Source organism: Dechloromonas hankyongensis (assembly GCF_022012295.1).
Taxonomy (GTDB): Bacteria; Pseudomonadota; Gammaproteobacteria; order Burkholderiales; family Rhodocyclaceae; genus Azonexus; species Azonexus hankyongensis.
On sequence record NZ_JAKLTN010000002.1, the window covers coordinates 509,422 to 528,259 of the forward strand.

The 18,838-nt window shown below is 62.2% G+C and carries 15 protein-coding genes; 12 read left to right on the forward strand and 3 right to left on the reverse strand.

The window, feature by feature from the left end; genetic code table 11:
- Window positions 1-3: 3 nt before the first annotated feature.
- On the forward strand, window positions 4-1,218 hold the full coding sequence (locus LZ012_RS10925) for an MFS transporter (protein WP_275710681.1): 1,215 nt from the start codon (window positions 4-6) through the stop codon (window positions 1,216-1,218).
- On the opposite strand, the gene LZ012_RS10930 is transcribed toward LZ012_RS10925, so the two are convergent.
- Window positions 1,219-1,527 carry a hypothetical protein gene (locus tag LZ012_RS10930; protein WP_275710683.1) on the reverse strand — a complete coding sequence of 103 codons (309 nt, stop codon included), beginning with the start codon at window positions 1,525-1,527 and terminating at the stop codon, window positions 1,219-1,221. It lies immediately after the preceding gene.
- Between the two features lie 223 nt (window positions 1,528-1,750).
- Here LZ012_RS10930 and LZ012_RS10935 point away from each other — a divergent pair, with 223 nt between their 5' ends.
- The 7 genes from LZ012_RS10935 (at window position 1,751) to xdp1 (ending at window position 12,839) form a co-directional block, all read left to right on the forward strand.
- Window positions 1,751-2,977, forward strand: coding sequence for an MFS transporter (locus LZ012_RS10935; protein ID WP_275710686.1), 1,227 nt, complete (start codon window positions 1,751-1,753; stop codon window positions 2,975-2,977).
- Between the two features lie 107 nt (window positions 2,978-3,084).
- Window positions 3,085-3,690: a transcriptional repressor LexA gene (lexA, locus tag LZ012_RS10940; RefSeq protein ID WP_275710688.1), complete on the forward strand. Its 606-nt coding sequence runs from the start codon at window positions 3,085-3,087 to the stop codon at window positions 3,688-3,690.
- Window positions 3,687-4,412 (forward strand): translesion DNA synthesis-associated protein ImuA, encoded by a 726-nt coding sequence (gene imuA / locus LZ012_RS10945; protein ID WP_275710690.1) that lies wholly within the window; start codon window positions 3,687-3,689, stop codon window positions 4,410-4,412. The genes lexA and imuA overlap by 4 nt, the downstream gene beginning before the upstream one ends.
- Window positions 4,345-5,814: a Y-family DNA polymerase gene (locus LZ012_RS10950; RefSeq protein ID WP_275710692.1), complete on the forward strand. Its 1,470-nt coding sequence runs from the start codon at window positions 4,345-4,347 to the stop codon at window positions 5,812-5,814. The genes imuA and LZ012_RS10950 overlap by 68 nt, the downstream gene beginning before the upstream one ends.
- A 12-nt stretch (window positions 5,815-5,826) precedes the next feature.
- Window positions 5,827-8,919, forward strand: coding sequence for an error-prone DNA polymerase (locus LZ012_RS10955; RefSeq protein WP_275710694.1), 3,093 nt, complete (start codon window positions 5,827-5,829; stop codon window positions 8,917-8,919).
- Between the two features lie 203 nt (window positions 8,920-9,122).
- Complete coding sequence (prsT, locus tag LZ012_RS10960; protein WP_275710697.1) at window positions 9,123-11,930, forward strand: XrtA/PEP-CTERM system TPR-repeat protein PrsT; 2,808 nt, start codon at window positions 9,123-9,125, stop codon at window positions 11,928-11,930.
- A gap of 144 nt (window positions 11,931-12,074) precedes the next feature.
- Window positions 12,075-12,839 carry an exosortase-dependent surface protein XDP1 gene (xdp1, locus tag LZ012_RS10965; protein WP_275710699.1) on the forward strand — a complete coding sequence of 255 codons (765 nt, stop codon included), beginning with the start codon at window positions 12,075-12,077 and terminating at the stop codon, window positions 12,837-12,839.
- Window positions 12,840-12,950: 111 nt separating this feature from the next.
- Here the strand turns inward: xdp1 and LZ012_RS10970 are convergent, their stop codons facing one another.
- Together LZ012_RS10970 and LZ012_RS10975 are read right to left on the reverse strand one after the other, a co-directional pair.
- A complete protein-coding gene (locus LZ012_RS10970; RefSeq protein ID WP_275710701.1) occupies window positions 12,951-13,208 on the reverse strand; it encodes a phosphopantetheine-binding protein in 258 nt (85 codons plus the stop codon).
- A 2-nt stretch (window positions 13,209-13,210) separates the two neighbouring features.
- Window positions 13,211-14,977 carry a serine hydrolase domain-containing protein gene (locus LZ012_RS10975; RefSeq protein ID WP_275710702.1) on the reverse strand — a complete coding sequence of 589 codons (1,767 nt, stop codon included), beginning with the start codon at window positions 14,975-14,977 and terminating at the stop codon, window positions 13,211-13,213.
- A gap of 127 nt (window positions 14,978-15,104) precedes the next feature.
- Here LZ012_RS10975 and cysE point away from each other — a divergent pair, with 127 nt between their 5' ends.
- Genes cysE through LZ012_RS10995 form a run of 4 tightly spaced genes read left to right on the forward strand, consistent with a single transcriptional unit; the run spans window position 15,105 to window position 18,820 of the window.
- Window positions 15,105-15,860 (forward strand): serine O-acetyltransferase, encoded by a 756-nt coding sequence (gene cysE / locus LZ012_RS10980; RefSeq protein WP_275710705.1) that lies wholly within the window; start codon window positions 15,105-15,107, stop codon window positions 15,858-15,860.
- 54 nt (window positions 15,861-15,914) lie between these two features.
- The gene (gene iscR, locus LZ012_RS10985) at window positions 15,915-16,418 is read left to right on the forward strand and encodes a Fe-S cluster assembly transcriptional regulator IscR (protein WP_275710707.1); all 504 of its coding nucleotides are present in this window, start codon (window positions 15,915-15,917) and stop codon (window positions 16,416-16,418) included.
- A 7-nt stretch (window positions 16,419-16,425) separates the two neighbouring features.
- Window positions 16,426-17,583 (forward strand): cysteine desulfurase family protein, encoded by a 1,158-nt coding sequence (locus LZ012_RS10990; RefSeq protein ID WP_275710709.1) that lies wholly within the window; start codon window positions 16,426-16,428, stop codon window positions 17,581-17,583.
- Between the two features lie 25 nt (window positions 17,584-17,608).
- Complete coding sequence (locus LZ012_RS10995) at window positions 17,609-18,820, forward strand: IscS subfamily cysteine desulfurase (RefSeq protein WP_275710712.1); 1,212 nt, start codon at window positions 17,609-17,611, stop codon at window positions 18,818-18,820.
- The last annotated feature ends 18 nt before the right edge of the window (window positions 18,821-18,838 follow it).

An 18,838-nucleotide genomic window follows, 5' to 3' on the forward strand; every position in this document is an offset into this window, starting at 1 on the left:
AACATGTTTCGTGCATTGAATCGCCCCGACATTCTCGTCACCGCGCTGGCCGCGGCCGGCATCATGATGATCTCGATGGGCATCCGCCAGTCGCAGGGATTGTTCATCGCGCCGCTCAACGATACGACCGGGCTGGGCATTGCTACCATCAGCTTCGCGTTGGCCATCGGCCAATTCACCTGGGGCGCCATCCAGCCGCTGGCCGGCGCCATCGCCGACCGCCACGGGCCGCGCATCGTGCTGATCATCGGCATCCTGATGCTTTCGCTCGGCTGCGCGCTGACGCCTTACATGGGTTCCGGTTTCGGCCTGGCCGTGTCGCTCGGCCTGTTCTGCGCCATGGGTTCTGGCGCCAGTAGCTTCTCCGTGCTGATCGGTGCGGCGGCGCAGCGCATGCCGCCCGAAGCGCGCGGCGCGGCATCCGGCCTGATCAACGCCGGCGGTTCATTCGGCCAGTTCGTCTTCGCCCCTATCCTACAAAAGCTGATCCAAAGCCTGGGCTGGATCGGTTCGATGTGGGCGATGGCCGCCACCGCGCTGCTCGCCTTGCCGCTGGTCGGCAAGCTGACGAAATCGACGCATGCCATGCATATCCAGGACGACGATGGCGGGGTGCTGAAGGCGCTCGGTACGGCCATGCAGGACCGCAGCTACTTGTTGCTGCACGCCGGCTTCTTCACTTGCGGCTTCCATATTGCCTTCCTCGTCACCCATCTCCCGGGCGAGGTGAATTTGTGCGGCCTGCCGCCGTCCGTCGCCAGCTGGTCGCTGGCCATCATCGGTTTGGCCAACATCTTCGGCAGCCTGTATGCCGGGGCCTGTGTCGCCAAGTACCGCAGCAAGTACGTGCTGGCCGTGATGTACGGTTCGCGGGCGCTGCTCATCGCCTGGTACCTGATGATGCCGCGCACCGAATGGACCTTCTACCTGTTTGCCGCCGGTCTGGGCTTTACCTGGCTGGCTACCGTGCCGCCGACCGCCGCTATCGTCGGCAAGCTGTTCGGCATCCGTTATCTCGCTACGCTGTTCGGCATGACGCTGCTGTCGCACCAGATCGGCGGTTTCCTCGGCGCCTGGCTGGGCGGGCTGGCCATCACGCAATTCGGCGACTTCGGCTGGATGTGGTACGCCGACATGGCGCTGGCCGCTGCGGCCGCCGTGCTCAATCTGCCGATCCGCGAAGCGCCGGTGGCACGGCCGGCCGTGGCCGCCGCCTGATTACTTGAGACGGCCGAGGAAACGTTCGCGCGCCTCGGCCAGCGCGGGCAGGGCGGAGGCGTCGAGCAGTTCGCTGCAGGTCCGGTAAAAGTCGTCGAAGGCGGCGAGTACCTTTTTCTCTTCCACCTTGCGGCGCAGGCCAGGCTTGTCGTCGTCGCGGGTCGGCACGTCGATTGGCTTGAGGACGGCATAGCGGGGAATCATCTGCTGCCCCCCTTCTTCGGAGGAGGCCGTGACCGGGCCGGTCTTCACAAAAATCTTGCCGTGGAATTCGAAACGGTCGCCGATGGCAAGGTGTTGCAGCTTCATGTTGGGGTTTCCAAGATAGAGTGTGTTTTTTTCCTGATAGATGCTTTGACTGAAACCGTGCGATCAGACCATGACGCATCTATCGGGTGATGTGTAGAAAAGCTCATTACAGAATACCCGGGAATTTCCCATGCGGTTTACGAAATAATGCTTCGACCCTCACGGCACGGGCGTTAACCCAGCCATCCAGGCGCACGGAACCACACCTCACGCTTCACTAAGCATGAACAAACCCAAACTAGTTGAGCTGCTCGCCTGCCGCGAATTTCTATATTTTTGGTCTGCCCGGTTATTGGCTACGCTTGCCCAGCAAATGTTGATGGTGGCCGTTGGCTGGCAGATGTATGACATCACCGGTAGTGCCTGGGATCTCGGCTTGGTTGGCTTGTTCCAGTTTCTGCCAGCACTGCTGCTCACGCTTCCGGCCGGCCATCTGATCGACAAGCTAAGACGGGGGCGGATCTTCTCGTTGTGTGTCGTGGTTCAGGGCGCAGTGGCCCTGTTGTTGGGTACGGGAACTGTCTATGGCTTTGTTTCCCGCGAACTGATTCTCGGACTATCCGTTGCCCTGGGGGCATGCCGTGCTTTCCAGATGCCCACGCAGCAGGCATTGGTCCCCATGCTGGTCCCCATCGGCCTGCTTGAGCGTGCAGTGACACTGTCCACCACAGGCCTCCAGGTTGCAATCATCTGTGGGCCCGCGCTCGGCGGTTTTCTCTATGTTGCCGGAGCTCAAATCGTCTACGTCACCTGCGCCGGATTGATGCTCGGTGCTCTTACGCTCATGTTGGGGGTGCATGACAAGTATCAACCCTCAGCCGAGCAAACAACGCTGAAAAGTGTGTTGGCCGGCGCTCATTTTATCTGGACGAAAAAACTGCTCCTGGGAGCGCTATCGCTCGATTTGTTTGCTGTCTTGCTGGGTGGCGCCAGCGCGCTACTCCCGATTTTTGCGCGCGATATCTTGCATACCGGCCCTGAGGGCTTGGGTTTATTGCGTGCGGCTCCCGCAGTTGGCGCTTTGACGATGTCTTTGCTTCTGCTGCGCTGGCCCATACAGCGCCAGGTGGGGCCTTGGATGATGAGTTCGGTGGCGGTTTTCGGTTTGGCCACGGTGGTTTTCGGTTTGTCCGGCTATTTCGGAGTCTCGTTGATTGCGCTCGCGATCACCGGCGCCTTTGACAACGTCAGCGTGGTCATGCGCCAGACTCTGGTGCAACTCGAAACGCCAAACGAGATCCGGGGCCGGGTGTCCGCAGTGAACTCCATCTTCATTGGTGCCTCGAATCAGCTTGGGGAATTCGAATCCGGGGCCACCGCGGCGCTTTTCGGGCCGGTGGCGTCGGTCGTCTTGGGCGGTGTCGGAACTGTGGTCATTGCGATTGCCTGGATGCGCCTGTTTCCCGAGCTGGCAAAACGGGATCGGATGGTAGAGCGGGTTCCGCAGTAAATTTCTCAGTGCTGGAATACAAGGCTGCAAAGCTGAGCCTATTCTCCGCTTGCCAAAAAACGATTACTGTACAAAAATACAGCTAACGAATTTTGCAGGAGCAGACCATGAAGCTCACGCCACGCCAGCAGGAAATTCTCGACTTCATCAAGAACACCGTCGAGGTGCTCGGCGCGCCGCCGACGCGGGCCGAAATCGCCTCCGCCTTCGGTTTTGCCTCGCCCAATGCGGCGGAAGACCACCTCAAGGCGCTCGCCAAGAAGGGCGCCATCAATCTCGAACCGGGCTCGGCCCGCGGCATCCGCCTCGTCGAGCAACTGGGCTTGCCGCTGATCGGCAGCGTGGCGGCGGGTTCGCCCATCCTCGCCGTCGAAAATGTGCAGGGGCGCTACGCCTTCGATGCCGGCATGTTCAACCCGCGTGCCGATTTCCTGCTCAAGGTGCGCGGCCTGTCGATGATCGATGTCGGCATTTACGACGGCGACCTGCTGGCCGTGCACAAGACCAACCAGGCCCGTGACGGCGAAATCGTCGTTGCCCGGATCGACGAGGAAGTAACCGTTAAGCGCCTGCAGCGCAAGAGCGGGTATATCGAACTGATCGCCGAAAACCCGGATTTCGAGCCGATTATCGTCCGTCCCGGCGAAGTCGAATTCGCCATCGAGGGCGTTGCCGTCGGCCTGATTCGCGGGGCGGGTTCCAAACTGTCATGAACGCTGTGCCGTTGCCGGTCGCCTTGGCGGATGTGCTGGCCAGAGGCGATGTCTGGCGCGGCGACACCCTGGCTTCCCTGCCGGAGGCCACCATCCCTAGCGGTCATTCCGAACTCGATGCCGAATTGCCCGGCGGCGGCTGGCCGCGCGGTACGCTGACCGAATTCCTCGTCGAACGGAGTAGCATCGGCGAAATGAGCCTGCTGCTGCCGGCCCTGGCCCGTCTGTCGGGCGCCGGGGACTGGCTGGCCCTGGTGGCGCCGCCGTGGCTGCCGCATGCCCCGGCCTGGGCGGCGGCCGGCGTAGTGCTGGAACGGCTAGTCATCGTACGGGCCGGCCAGGATACGGCCTGGAGTACCGAACAACTGCTCGCCTGCGGCGGTTTCGCCGGTGTGCTGGCCTGGCTGGGCGAAGGGATCGATGCCAAGGCGCTGCGCCGCCTGCAGGTGGCGGCCGAAGGACGTTCGGTGTTTGCCGGTCTGTGGCGTTCGCTGGCTGTGGCCGACACCCCGTCACCGGCTTCCTTGCGGGTGGCGTTGTCTGCCGGTGACGACGCGCTGAGCATCCGCATTCTGAAACGGCGCGGCAGGCCGGCATCGCGGCAGCTTGATCTGCCATTTTCTTCGTCCATTCCCCGTCCCGCGAGGCATTCACGTGCTGTGGCTGGCCCTGCACTTTCCCTGGTTGCCGATCGAGGCATTGCCGCTGCGCCAGCCGCCTAGCGCAGTCGTTGCGCGGGGCAGGGTATTGATCGGCGATGCGGAGGCTGCTGCGGCCGGCATTCGTCCTGGCCAGAAGCTATCGACGGCGCTCGGCCTGCACCCCGGCTTGGCCGTTTTCGAGCGCCATGAGGCACGCGAACGGCAGGCCCTGGAAAGCCTGGCCTGCTGGGCCGGCCGTTTTACGCCGACGGTCAGCCTGGCGCCGCCGAACGAGCTCCTGCTCGAAATCGGCGGTTGCCTGCGCCTGTTCGGCGGCATCGAGCCCATCGTCGCTGCCGTGACGGCAGGTTGTGTCGAGCAAGGCTATGCCCCGGGCTGGGCTGCGGCACCGACCCCGCTGGGCGCGCGCTGGCTGGCGCGGTCGGGTGCGGGAGCGATCCTGGGCGAGTCGGCCGGCCTGCAGGCGGCGCTCGCCGCTTTGCCCTGCCATATTCCCGGTTGGCCGGCCGAGGCCGTGGCGCGACTCGATTCCTTCGGCTTGCGGCGGCTCGGCGATTTGCGCGCCATGCCGGGTGCCGGTTTGCGCCGGCGCATCGGCAATCGGCCGGTGGACGACCTGGCGCGGGCCTGGGGCGATCTGCCCGATCCGCAGCAAGCCTTCATTTTTCCGGAATGCTTTGCCTGCGAACTAGAACTGCCATCCCGCGTCGAGCACGCCGAGGCGTTGCTTTTTTCCGGCCAGCGTTTGTTCTCCGCACTGGCCGGCTGGCTGCATGTGCGGCAACGGCTGGTCAGGCGCTGCACACTGCGCCTGAAGCACGACGACGGTGCGCCCAGCGAGCTGGCCCTCAATTTCGCCGAGCCGGCGGCCGACGAGGGGCGTTTCCTGCGCCTGTTGCGCGAGCGTCTCGGCCGCTTGCAGCTGGCATCGCCGGTCGAGGCGGTGTGCTTGCAGGCCGACGAGGTGGTCGATAAACAAGGGAGCAGTGTCCATCTGTTCGATCGGGCGGCAGACGGTGAAGGCGCCCTGGCTTGCCTCGAACGTCTGCGCGCCCGTCTGGGCGAGCGCGCCGTGCTGGCGCTGGAAGCCGTTGCCGACCACCGGCCGGAATGCGCCAGTTGCGAACGGGATGTCGTGACCGGATCGGACGTTCAGTCACGATCGGCCGTGCCTGCCGGAGTGGCGACCACTCAGGGCAAGCCTGGCACCCCGCATCGCCCTCTATGGCTGTTGCCGACGCCGCTGGCTCTGGTCGAACGGGCCGGCAGCCCGCATTGGCACGGTCCGCTCAAACTGCTCTCGAAGCCCGAGCGACTGGAAAGCGGCTGGTGGGACGAAGGCGAGCAGGGCGCCGCCGGCGATCTGCGGCGCGACTATTTCGTGGCGCGCAATCCGCAGGGCCAGTGGGCGTGGATCTTCCGCGATGCCGAGGGCTGGTGCCTGCACGGCCTCTTCGCCTAATCCGGTGATGCCATGTCCTTGCCTGACTATGCAGAACTGCATTGCCTGTCGAATTTCACCTTCCTGCGCGGCGCATCGCATCCGGATGAACTGATCGAGCAGGCTGCAAGTCTGGGCTATACTGCCCTGGCGCTGACCGACGAATGCTCGCTGGCCGGCGTCGTGCGGGCGCACCAGGCAGCCAAGGCGGCCGGGTTGAAGCTGCTGATCGGCAGCGAGATGACGACCAGCGACGGTTTGAAGCTGGTTTTCCTGGCCAAGAACCGCGAAGGTTACGGCAACCTGTCGGCCCTGATCACGCTGGCCCGACGGCGGGCGGATAAGGGGGGCTACACCCTGCAGCGCCATGATCTCAACGCCGTGTCGCCCAACGGGGCGCTACCCGATTGCCTGGTGCTGTGGGTTCCCGGAGAGAGGGCTTCAGCCGCCGATGGGCAATGGCTGGCCGAGCGTTTTCCCGGCCGGGCCTGGATCGCCGTTGAACTGCATGCCGGCCCGGACGATGCGGCCAAACTGGCCGACCTGCAGGCCCTCAGTGGGGCGTGCCGCCTGCCGCTGGTGGCGGCGGGCGACGTGCACATGCACATCCGCGCCCGGCGGCCGGTGCAGGACGTGCTGACGGCGCTACGCCTGAAAACGACGGTCTTCGCAGCCGGCCATGCGCTGCTTCCCAATGCCGAGCGGCATCTGCGGACGCGGCTGCGCCTATCGCGTCTCTATCCGGCAGAGTTGCTGGCCGAAACCGTGAACATCGCCGATCAGTGCGCGTTTTCGCTGGATGAGCTGCGCTACGAATATCCGGAGGAAATCGTACCGGCCGGCCATACGCCGACTTCTTGGTTGCGCCACGAGACCGAAGCCGGCCTTTTGGGGCGCTATCCGCAGGGCGTTCCCGCCGATGTCCGGCAACGGGTCGAGCACGAACTGGAGCTGATTGCCGAACTCAGGTACGAAGCGTATTTCCTGACGGTGTACGACATCGTCTGCTACGCCCGCAGCGTCGATATCCTGTGCCAGGGGCGTGGCTCGGCGGCCAACTCGACGGTCTGTTACGCCCTCGGCATCACCGAGGTCGATCCGGCCCGGGCGGCCATGCTGTTCGAGCGTTTCATCTCGAAGGAGCGGGGTGAGCCGCCCGACATCGATGTCGATTTCGAACACGAACGCCGCCCCGAGGTCATCGCCTACATCTACGAGAAGTATGGCCGCGAACGGACGGCACTGGCCGCCGCGCTGATCACTTACCGGACCAAGGGGGCCTTGCGTGATGCGGGCAGGGCGCTCGGCTTCGAGGCGGCGCGTATCGATGCGCTGACCGCCTCGTTGGCCTGGTGGGATCGGCGCGAGCAACTGCCTGAACGCTTTGCCGAACAGGGACTTGACCCGGATTCGCCGCGCGTCGGCAAATGGCTGTGGATTGCCGAGCAGTTGCACGGCTTTCCGCGCCATCTGACCCAGCATGTCGGCGGCTTCGTCATGTCGCGCGGCCCGCTGGCCCGGCTAGTGCCGGTCGAGAACACGGCCATGCCGGAGCGCACGGTGATCCAGTGGGACAAGGACGACCTCGACGCGGTCGGTCTGATGAAGGTCGATGTGCTGGCCCTGGGCATGCTGTCGGCGCTGCGGCGCATGCTCGATATGTTAAGTCGTAGCACCGGCCGAACGTGGCGCTTATGGGACATCCCGGCCGAAGACCCGGCAGTCTATGAGATGCTCTGCCACGCCGACAGCATGGGCGTCTTCCAGGTCGAGTCGCGAGCCCAGATGTCCATGCTGCCTCGCCTCAAGCCGCGCCGTTACTATGATCTCGTTGTTGAGGTGGCGCTCGTCCGGCCTGGGCCGATCCAGGGTGATATGGTGCATCCTTACCTGAAGCGGCGGCAGGGCAAGGAGCGCATCGAGAAAATTTCGAATCCCGTCGACGAGGTTCTCAAACGCACCTATGGCGTGCCCATCTTCCAGGAGCAGGTCATGCAGCTGGCCATCGTCGCTGCCGGTTTTACCCCCGGCGAAGCGGATGAGTTGCGCCGGGCCATGGCCGCCTGGCGGCGCAAGGGCAACCTGCAGCGCTACCAGGACAAGCTGCGCGCCGGCATGGCTGCCAACGGCCTGCCGGCTGCATTCGCCGAACGCATCGTGTTGCAGATCCAGGGTTTCGGCGAATATGGCTTTCCCGAATCGCACGCCGCCAGTTTTGCCTTGCTCGTCTATGCCTCGGCCTGGCTCAAGCGCCACCACCCTGCCATCTTCCTGTGCGGTCTACTCAACAGCCAGCCGATGGGTTTCTATGCGCCGTCCCTGCTGATCCAGGATACCCGGCGCCATGGCGTCACCATGCTGCCCCCGGACGTGGCGGCTAGCGACTGGGACTGCACCCTTGAGCAAAATGGTGCGGTGCGCCTTGGCCTGCGCCAGATCAAGGGCTTCGCGCAGGCCGCTGCCGATGGCATTGCGGCAGCCAGGGGCAGCCGGCCGTTTCGCGATGTCGAAGACCTAGCGGTCCGTGCCGGCTTGCAACGCCGCGACCTCGACCTGCTGGCAGCTGCCGATGCCCTGCGCCAGCTTGCCGGCCATCGGCGGCAGGCGGCATGGGCGGCGAGCGTGGAAAAAGCTACGGTGGTGGTGCAGGGCGACCTGTTCGACAGCACTCCCCTGGCCGAGCCGGATATCGCCTTGCCGGCTCCCGGTGCAGGCGAGAATCTCGTCGCCGATTACCGTCATCTCGGCCTGACGCTGCGTCCCCACCCGCTGACCCTGTTGCGCCGCCACTTGACCGAGCGTCGCTTCATTCCGGCGGCCGACCTCAGGCGCTCCGGCCACCGTGCCCTGGTCCGCGCCGCCGGCATCGTCGTCGGCCGCCAGCGGCCGGGCACGGCGACCGGTATCGTTTTCGTGACGCTGGAGGACGAAACCGGCTTGATCAACGTCGTCGTCCATCCGCAACTGGTGGACAAGCAGCGTCGGGAATTGCTGGGCGCCGGCCTGCTCGGAATCTACGGGCAATTGCAGGTGGAGGGCGAGGTCGTACACCTCGTCGCCAAGCGGCTGGTCGATCTTTCCGCCTGGCTCGGCAAGCTGGAAACATCGAGCCGGGACTTCCATTAAGCCGCAGCCTCTTGCAAAATTGCCGGTTTGGCCATTCTTATCCGGATGGTATTTATAAATGCTTGTGATCGTGACAAACCGCACGGTCGAAGAACAGCGGTCGCCCTTACCATGATGCGAAACCCTGCTCCCTCATTCATGCGTATTCGCTGCCCACGATGAATCTCTCCAGATTGTTCCGTACCGTGCCCCCAGGGAATTCAATGGCACAAGACTTGGGCCTGCTTGCCCGCGCTTCGCTGGCCGCCGCCATAGCTGGATGTTTCATGACGCCGGCACTGGCGACCCCGGAAAAAGCCGCCAGTTACTACGAAGACGCGCTGCGCCGCTTCGAAAAGGACGACATGCCGGCCGCGGTCATCCAGTTGAAAAACGCCATCCAGCAGGATCAGAAAATGCTGGCCGCCCACCTGCTGCTCGGCAAGGCCTTGCTCAAGGATGGTGACCTCAAGGGGGCTGAAGCCGCTTTCGAAGAGGCGCTCAAGCAAGGGGTAAATCGGGGCGAAGTCGCCATTCCACTCGGTCAGGTCTTCATGGCCCTCGGGCGTCCCGATGCTGTCATCGACCGCATCCAGCCTTCCGGCCTGTCGCCGGCTCTGCAGGTCGACATCCTGACCCTACGCGGCAATGCCTACCTGGAATCCGGGAAAAACAGCCTGGCTACCCAGAATTTCGATCAGGCGCGCTCCATCGACCCGCGATCCGCAACGCCGCTGATCGCCGAAGTTTCCATGCTACTGGGCATGGGCCGCATCGACCAGGCACGCGAAAAAGCCAACAGGGCGGTCGAACTGGCGCCGAACAATGCTTTCGCCTGGAATGCCAAGGCCTCGGTCCTCCATGCCTCGCTCGATGCGGCGGGCGCCATGGCGGCTTACGACAAGGCGCTGGCACTGACGCCCAAGCATGTCGATGCCCGCATCGCCAGGGCGGCCCTGCTCATCGACCTGAAGCGTGAGGCCGAAGCCCGCAAGGATCTCGATTACCTGCTCGAACAGGCCCCGGACGAACCGCGTGCGGCCTATCTGCGCGCCGTCCTGGCCGGACAAAAAGGCGATACGGTCGCTGTGAACGACGCGCTGAAGGAAGTGACGCGCACCATCGACGCCGTGCCGCCGGCATGGCTGGCACGCCGCGAGCAGTTGCTGATGGCCGGTGCCCTGGCGCATTACGGTCTGGCCAATCATCAAAAAGCTCGCGAATATCTGGATGCGGTCATTGCGCGCAACCCCGGCAACAACGGCGCCAAAAAGCTGCTCGCTTCGATCTATGTCGATGCCAAGGACTATGCGCGAGCGCAGACCTTGCTCGAGTCGCTGCAGAGAGCGTTGCCGGACGACCCTCAGGTGATGTATCTGCTGGGTTCCGTGAACCTGGCACAACGCCGCTATTCCCAGGCCAGCGAGCTGCTCGAAAAGGCGGCGGCCCGCACCGGATCCCCCGAGATCAACCGATCGCTCGGCTTCAGCCAGCTCAGCATGGGCAAGGCCGAACAGGGCCAGGCCAGCCTGGAACGGGCCTTTGCCGCCAACCCGGCCGATGCGCAAGCCGGCATGGCCCTGGCGACGCTCTACATACGCTTAGGCAAGCCGGACAAGGCGCTCAAGACGGCCGAGGGGATGGTCAAGCGCGATCCGGCCAATCTGACCGCGCTCAATTTCCTCGGTGCGCTCAAAGGCGCCAGCGGTGACAAGAACGGGGCAAGGGCGGTCTATGGTGAGGTGCTGGCCAAGGATCCGGATTTCACCCCGTCCGTCCTGAATCTGGCACGCCTGGACATGGCGGACAAGCGCTTCGACGAGGCACGCCGCCGGCTCGATGCAGTTCTGCGCAAACGTAGCGACGATGCCCAGGTTCTGTTCGAATACGGTCAACTCGAGCAGCGCGCCGGCCGACCGGAAGAGGCGATCCGTTATCTGGCCAAGGCCGGCAATGTGCAGCGAACCGACCCTGCGCCCAGCCTGGCGCTGATCGATCTGCACCTGAACTTGCGGCAGAGCGACCAGGCTTTGGCGGTGGCCAAGCAGTTGTCAGGCAAATTCCCGACCAGCCTGCCGGCGCAACTTGCTTTGGCGCGTTCGTTCCTGGCAAGCGGAGACGCCATCAATGCCCGTTCGACCTTGGGCGGGGCGACCCGCCTGGCCGAGTTCGACGCCAAAGCGCAGGCTGCCATCGCCCGCCTGCAACTCGCGGCAAACAATCCCGACGGGGCCTCCTATAGCGTCTATAAGGCTTTGCAGGGAAATCCGGAGGATGTTTCGGCCCTTGCCCTGGCGGTTCAGGTCGAAGCCCGCCGTGGCGATGCAGCCAAGGCCGACGCAGCGCTCAAGACGTTGCTCGCCAAGCACCCGAATGCCCTCGAAACCTTGCGCGTGACTGCCGATCTGGCCATGTCACGCGGTCAATATGCGGCGGCCATCGCCGGGTATCGCAAACTACTGTCCCGCGAGGAAAACACCGGAAACGCACTGGCCTTGGTGCAGGCTCACATAGCAGCCGGCGAGGCGGCCAAGGCCACCTCCGTCCTGGAGGGCTGGGTCAAGGGCCATCCCAAGGACAAACTGGCATCCAAGGCACTGGCCGAGGCCCAGTTCCGCGCCGGCCAACTGGCGGCGGCTCGCCAGACCTATCAGTCCGTGGTCAAGGAGAGTCCTGACGACGCATTGGCGCTCAACAACTACGCGAATCTATTGCAGCAGATGAATGACCCTGCAGCGCAGGAAATGGCCGAGCGCGCCGTGAAGCTGTCGCCGAACAGCGCTATCTACGCCGATACCCTGGGCTGGATTCTGGTCGGCAAAGGGCAGATCGAGCCCGGCCTGCGCTATTTGCGCGAAGCCCGATTGCGCAGCCCGGAGAGCGCGGAAATCCGTTTCCATCTCGCCTATGCGTTGTCCAAGGTCGGGCGCAAGGAAGAGGCGAAAGAGGAGTTGAGCGCAGCGCTCCGGGATTCCGGGCGTCTGGCAAACAATGTCCCTTTGGCCCAGTTGAGGAAGGAACTAGGCCTGTGAAGTCCTTACGAAATACTGTCGGTATTTTTTACACGGTCATGTCGGATTGTTTGAAGAAAATTGCATCACTATGAAACAAAAGGTATTTTTGTTTTGGCCCAGTTGTTGCTTTGTACTGCACAAAGATTTTTCATGGGGAAAAAAATGAAAAACCAACTGAAAGCACTGTCCGGAATCGTTGCCTTGGCACTGGCTGGTCAGGTTTCCGCTGCGACCAACTGGATTCTTGGTTCGAACTACGGCACGATCAGCGGTGGAGTTAGCGTCTCTGCGCTGTCCAACACCGGTGGCACGGACACCTCTGGATCGTCGGCCAATAATGCCGCGACCCAGACTATCCAGTCCGCAACCTGGACCAATACCTATGGCGGCATCTTCAATGCCGATGCATGTGGTTCGGGATCGTATTGCGACGTGAATGAATCGATCAGTCCCGAGCACGCGATTGACAACAATCAGCGTTACGACATGGCGCTGCTCAGCTTCTCGTCCGTGGTCAAGCTGACTCAGCTGACGCTGGGTTGGTGGCAGAACGACTCCGATGTCACGGTGATGGCCTACACCGGTGCCGGCGCCCCCACTTTGATCGGCAAGACCTACAGCCAGCTGGCAGGTTGGACGGTGGTCGGCAACTACTCCAATATCGGACTGAACACCACCAATATCAATGCTGGCGGCTCGTACTCATCCTACTGGCTGATCGGCGCCTACAACCCACTGGTGAGCGGCTCGACCACTGGTTCCATGCTGACCGATAGTTACGACTACGTGAAGTTGGCGTCGGTTTCGGGTTGCGTCCAAGGAGCGACGGGCTGCACCCCGGGCAAGGTGCCGGAACCGGGTTCGCTGGCCCTCATGGGTATCGGCTTGCTGGGCCTGCTGCGTATGCGCAAGGCCGGAAAAATCTGAAGCGACTGCTTTTCTTCGTAAAAATGGCACCTTTCGGTGCCATTTTTTTGCCCACTCGTTTTGTCGAGTTGCCCGCCGCCACTTGCGCGGCAGCAGGGTGAGTGTAGTTTCTTACCGATTGGCAGAAAGCAGCGCCGCCAGCGAATTGACCGACCGCAGATGCTGGCGCGACGCTTCATCGTTGGCTTCGATGACGATCCCGTACTTCTTTTTCAGGCCGAGCACCAGCTCCAACGCGTCGATTGAATCGAGCCCCAGCCCGTCATCGGCAAACAGCGGCATATCGTCGCCAATGTCCGCTGGGGTGATGTCCTCTAGGTTCATCGTCTCGATAATGAAGGCTTTCAGTTCCTGATGTAGTTGGCTCATGGTCAGTTCAGTTTTTTACGGAGTTGCATGCCGGAGAAGCCCAGCAGGGGTTCGTCTCCAGATTCGATGATGCGCAGCGTGTCGCCGCGGCTGGTGCCGAGACCGGCGGTCACGACTTCATGGTCGGATACCGGCGCAAAGCCGATACGTAGTAAAAGGTGGGGTACCTCGGCAAAATGGGCTTCACCAATCAGCAAGCCATTATCCTCCTTGAGTAGTAGGCTGTCCGGCATGGGGCCGTCCATTTTGCCTACTATTTCGTAATTGCCAAGGCTTTTCATGAAGCTGTCCGGGATGCCGGCCGGTTTCAGCTTTTCACCGAATATCATCGACTCGCTGCCCATGCGACCGACGATGATCTGGCGTCCATCGACATTGACCGTCGACAGGTGGATATCTTCGAAGGCACCGACGCGTACCGGCAGCATGCCGAGCACCTTGTACTTGATGGTCAGCAGCCCGTCTTCATGCGGGACCAAGCGGAATTGATGACCGACCGCCTCGACATCGATCTGCCCCGATGCCGTGCTGATTTTGGCGAGGCCAACCATGGAGTCGAAATAACCGTCAAATAGCCGGAGTTCCTCGGCAGTCGGCTTGCGTTCGGCGGCGTGCACCGGTGGCATCGTTTCCTGGCGGATGCCTGTTTTCGCTTCGAGCATCAGACGCAGGGCTTCGGTGGCGATTTTGCTGACGGCGACATGCGAGGTGGCGGAATTGGTGAGTACCACGACACCCATTTTGTGATCCGGCAGGATCGCCATCATGCTGTGCGAGTCCGGCAGGGATCCGCCATGGCTGGCGACCGGCCCGCCGCCCGGGATGTCGATGCCGCTCATCATCCAGCCAAGTCCGACGTATTGGCCGAAGGTCAGCGGGAAATCCTTGTTCTGAATGCGCAGCATTTCGCGTACGGATCCGGCCTCGAGCACCTGGGCTTGCCCCGCCTTGCCATCGGCAAACTGCATTTTCATGAATTGGGCGAGGTCGAGAACGTTGCTCAACAGATTGGCTGCCGGCATGTCACGCATCGAGAAAACCTCGGTTTCCTTGTTGCGATCATAGGCCTTGGCGATCGGACGCTGGGCAAAGCTGGTGTGCGTCATGCCCAGCGGCTGGAAAAAATGGTTTTCCATATAGGCGTCGAACGACTCGCCGCTGACTTTCTGGACGGCAGCACCGAGCAGCGCCATGCCGAGATTGGAATAGGAGAAGACGTAATTGGCCGGGAATGCCTGGTGCTCGTCGCGGATGCCGTCGACCACCGTATCGAAGCGACCAGGGTCGCGCACGAACAGTCCTTGCAGGAAGTTCGACGGCAGTCCCGAATGGTGGCACATGATGTTGCGCGGCGTGATCGGGGCGGAATTCGGAAAGCGGGTCTTGATCGAAAAACCGGGCAGGGCTACCGACAGCGGGCGGTCGATGTCCAGTTTGCCTTGTTCGGCCAGTTGCATCGTAGCGGCGGCAGTGAATACCTTGGCGATGGAGCCGGCGCGATAGACAGTTACCGGGGTTGCCGGAATCCTGTTTTCCAGATCGGCATAGCCGAAGCCCTGTTGCCAAACGAGTTGCTGGTTATCTACCAGCGCGATGCTGATGCCGGTGATCTCGTTCCTGCTCATTTCCTGTTCGATCATCCAGGAGAGATAGGCGCGGGTATGATCGTAATTGCCCTGGGTGATGCTGCCGGCGACCGGTGGGGCGCTGCCACATCCGCACACGAGAAGCAGGATGCCGACAAGTGGCAGAAAAAGGCGGCTGGGCATGGCGAAGTAGGAGGGAGGGCAAACGAAAATTATAAACGGATAAGTCTTTTGTCCTCCGGTAAAATAGCTGACAAATTCACTCGAGTATTTTAGAATTTCCCTCTTTCAATTAGGGAGATCGGGTTTCATGTTCCGGGAACTGCGTGAGGACATCCGTGCGGTATTCGACCGCGATCCAGCGGCTCGCTCGTTCTGGGAGGTTCTGACCTGCTATCCCGGCATTCACGCCCTGATCATGCATCGCCTGGCGCACTGGCTGTGGGGGCATCGCCTGCGCTGGATGGGGCGCTTCACGGCGCATCTCTCGCGCATGCTGACCGGGATCGAAATCCATCCCGGCGCCACCATCGGCCGCCGCTTTTTCGTAGATCACGGCATGGGGGTCGTGATCGGCGAAACGGCCGTGATCGGCGACGATGTGACGCTCTATCACGGTGTCACGCTGGGCGGCACCTCATGGAACAAGGGCAAACGCCACCCGACGCTGGAAAATGGCGTCGTGATCGGTGCTGGCGCCAAGGTGCTGGGCCCGATCATCATCTCTGCCGGCGCCAAGGTCGGCTCCAATGCTGTCGTTACCAAGGCCATTCCGGCTGGGGCTACGGCGGTCGGTAATCCGGCACGCATCCTCGATAACACCGAGCAGGGGCGCCAGCGTCAGGCGCAAGCCGAGAAAATGGGCTTTTCCGCCTATGCCGTAGGGCGCGACCAGGACGATCCACTGGCCAAGGCCATCCACGGCTTGCTCGATCACGCCGCTGAAACCGATCGCCGCCTGGCGTCTCTGGTCAAGGAACTGGAAGCGCAGGGCGTCAAATGCGATAAGGACGTGCAGCAAGCCGATTCCTTCGATCCGCAATACCTGAGCAAAATAGTTGACTGATTTTGTCTGGTTTGTTTATAGTTGACTCGAATACTAGGTTATTAGGAGTTCGGAATGCGTTTGACCACCAAAGGACGTTTCGCCGTTACGGCCATGATGGATCTTGCCTTGCGTGGCGAGGAAGGGCCTGTCGCGCTGGCCAGCATCAGCGAGCGCCAGAAGATTTCGCTATCTTATCTTGAGCAGTTGTTCGGCAAGTTGCGCCGCCACAAGTTGGTCGATAGCGTACGTGGGCCTGGTGGCGGTTACTGCATCGCGCGTCCGCTCGATCAGGTGCCGGTTTCGGAAATCATCCGCGCCGTCGATGAGCAGCTCGATGCAACGCAATGCGGTGGCCGTGAAAACTGCCACGACGAGCATCGGTGCATGACCCACGACCTGTGGACCACGCTGAATACCAAGATGTATGACTATCTGGCTTCGGTTACGCTGGAGCAACTGGTGCAGCGTGAAAAACAGCGCCGCACGCTCGGCACGATCATCCTCGAGGATCAGCGCCGCCTCGGGCCACAGCCGCGCTCGCGAACCGGGCGCGACAAGGTGACCGCAGTCGCCTGAGGTCAATATGTTTCGCCCAGTCTACCTTGATCACAACGCTACCACGCCGCTCGACCCGATTGTGCTGGAAGCGATGTTGCCGTGGCTGGACAGCCAGCATGGCAATGCATCAAGCCGTCACGAGTATGGCCGGCGAGCTCGGCAGGCCATCGACGAGGCGCGGCAGAAGGTGGCGGCGGCGGTCAATGCGCATCCGACCGAAGTCGTTTTCACCAGTGGCGGCAGTGAAGCCAACAACCTGTTTGTCAAAGGTGCCGCGGCCAGTCTCAAGCCTGGCGTTATTGCGGCAAGTGCCATTGAGCACCCGTGCGTGCTCAAGCCGGCGGCCCAACTCGAAAAGCAGGGCTGGCAGGTTCGGTTGCTCGCGGTGGACACCAACGGCCGGGTCGATGCTGCGGATTTTGCGGAAGCGCTGCGGCTCAAGCCCAGACTCCTTTCCGTCATGCTGGCCAATAACGAAACGGGCATCCTGCAGGATGTGGAAGCGCTGGCGGCTGCAGCCAAGAGCGGCGGCGGCTGGTTCCATACCGATGCGGTCCAGGCGCTTGGCAAGCAGGCGATCAATTTTCGTTCCCTCAATGGGGTAGGGGTGCACGCCATGACGCTGTCGGCGCACAAGGCCTCCGGCCCGAAGGGCGCTGCCGCTCTGGTCCTTGATAAGCGCGTCGACGTGCAGCCGCTGATTGCCGGCGGCGGGCATGAGCGCGGCCTGCGTTCGGGTACGGAAAACGTTCCCGCCATCGTCGGATTTGGCGTTGCTGCGGAACTTGCCGCGTTACGCGTTGCCGAATTGCCGGTTCGTTTGCGGGGAATGCAGGCAAAGCTCGAGGCAGGGCTTGTGGCGCTCGGCGCAAGGGTGTTTGCCAAGGATGCGCGACGTCTGCCGAATACCACCTATTTCGCCTTCGATGACATCGACGGCGAAACGCTGGTCGGCAAGCTTGATCGTGAAGGCTTTGCCGTGGCCAGCGGTGCGGCGTGCTCCAGTGCCAATCCGGAGCCATCGCATGTCCTGCGCGCCATGGGCGTGGCGCCGGAAATCGCCCGCGGTGCGGTGCGCATCAGTCTGGGCGCGGCCAATACCGAAACGGAAATTGAACAATTCATCAACGCCTTGCAGGCTACAGTCGGACGCCTGCAAGGACTGACAGCGATAGCTGTCTGAACAACCCGACTTAGCGAGAATGACGATGAAACTCCCCATCTACCTGGATTACTCGGCAACCACCCCGGTCGACCCGCGCGTCGCGGACAAGATGATTCCCTACCTGTGCGAACACTTCGGCAACCCGGCCTCACGTTCGCACAGCTTCGGCTGGGTAGCCGACACGGCGGTTGAGCAGGCGCGTGAGCAGGTTGCAGCCCTGGTCAAGGCCGATCCTAAGGAAATCGTCTGGACCTCCGGCGCCACCGAATCCAATAATCTCGCCATCAAGGGCGCCGCCAATTTCTATGCCGGCACCAAGGGTAAGCACATCATCACGGTCAAGACCGAACACAAGGCCGTGTTGGACACCGTGCGTGAAATGGAGCGCCAGGGTTTCGAAGCGACCTATCTCGACGTCCAGGACAACGGCCTTCTCGACCTCGAAGTGTTCAAGGCGGCCATCCGCCCGGATACCGTGTTGGCCTCGGTGATGTTCGTCAATAACGAAGTCGGCGTCATCCAGCCTATCGCCGAACTGGGCGAAATCTGCCGCGAGAAGGGCATCATTTTCCACGTCGATGCGGCGCAGGCAACCGGCAAGGTTGACATCGACCTGAGCCAGCTCAAGGTCGACCTGATGAGCTTTTCGGCTCACAAGACCTACGGCCCGAAGGGCATCGGTGCCCTGTACGTGCGCCGCAAGCCGCGCGTTCGTCTGGAGGCCCAGATGCATGGCGGTGGCCACGAACGCGGTTTCCGCTCCGGCACGCTGGCCACGCACCAGATCATCGGCATGGGCGAAGCCTTCCGTCTGGCGCGCGAAGAGATGGCTGAAGAAAATCAGCGTATCGGCAAGCTGCGCGACAAGTTGCTCAAGGGCCTGCAGGATATCGAGGCGACCTACGTCAACGGTGACCTGACACATCGCGTGGCGCACAATCTCAATATCAGCTTCGCTTATGTCGAAGGCGAATCGATGATCATGGCGATCAAGGATCTGGCGGTTTCTTCCGGCTCGGCCTGTACCTCGGCCAGCCTGGAGCCTTCCTATGTGCTGCGTGCCCTGGGGCGCGACGACGAGCTGGCCCACAGTTCCATTCGCTTCAGCATCGGCCGCTTCACGACGGAAGAGGAAATTGACTATGCAATCAATTTGTTGCACGCGAAAGTTGGCAAACTGCGCGAACTTTCGCCGCTATGGGAAATGTACAAGGACGGCATCGATCTGAGCACCGTTCAATGGGCCGCCCACTAACAAAATTTCAGGAGAATT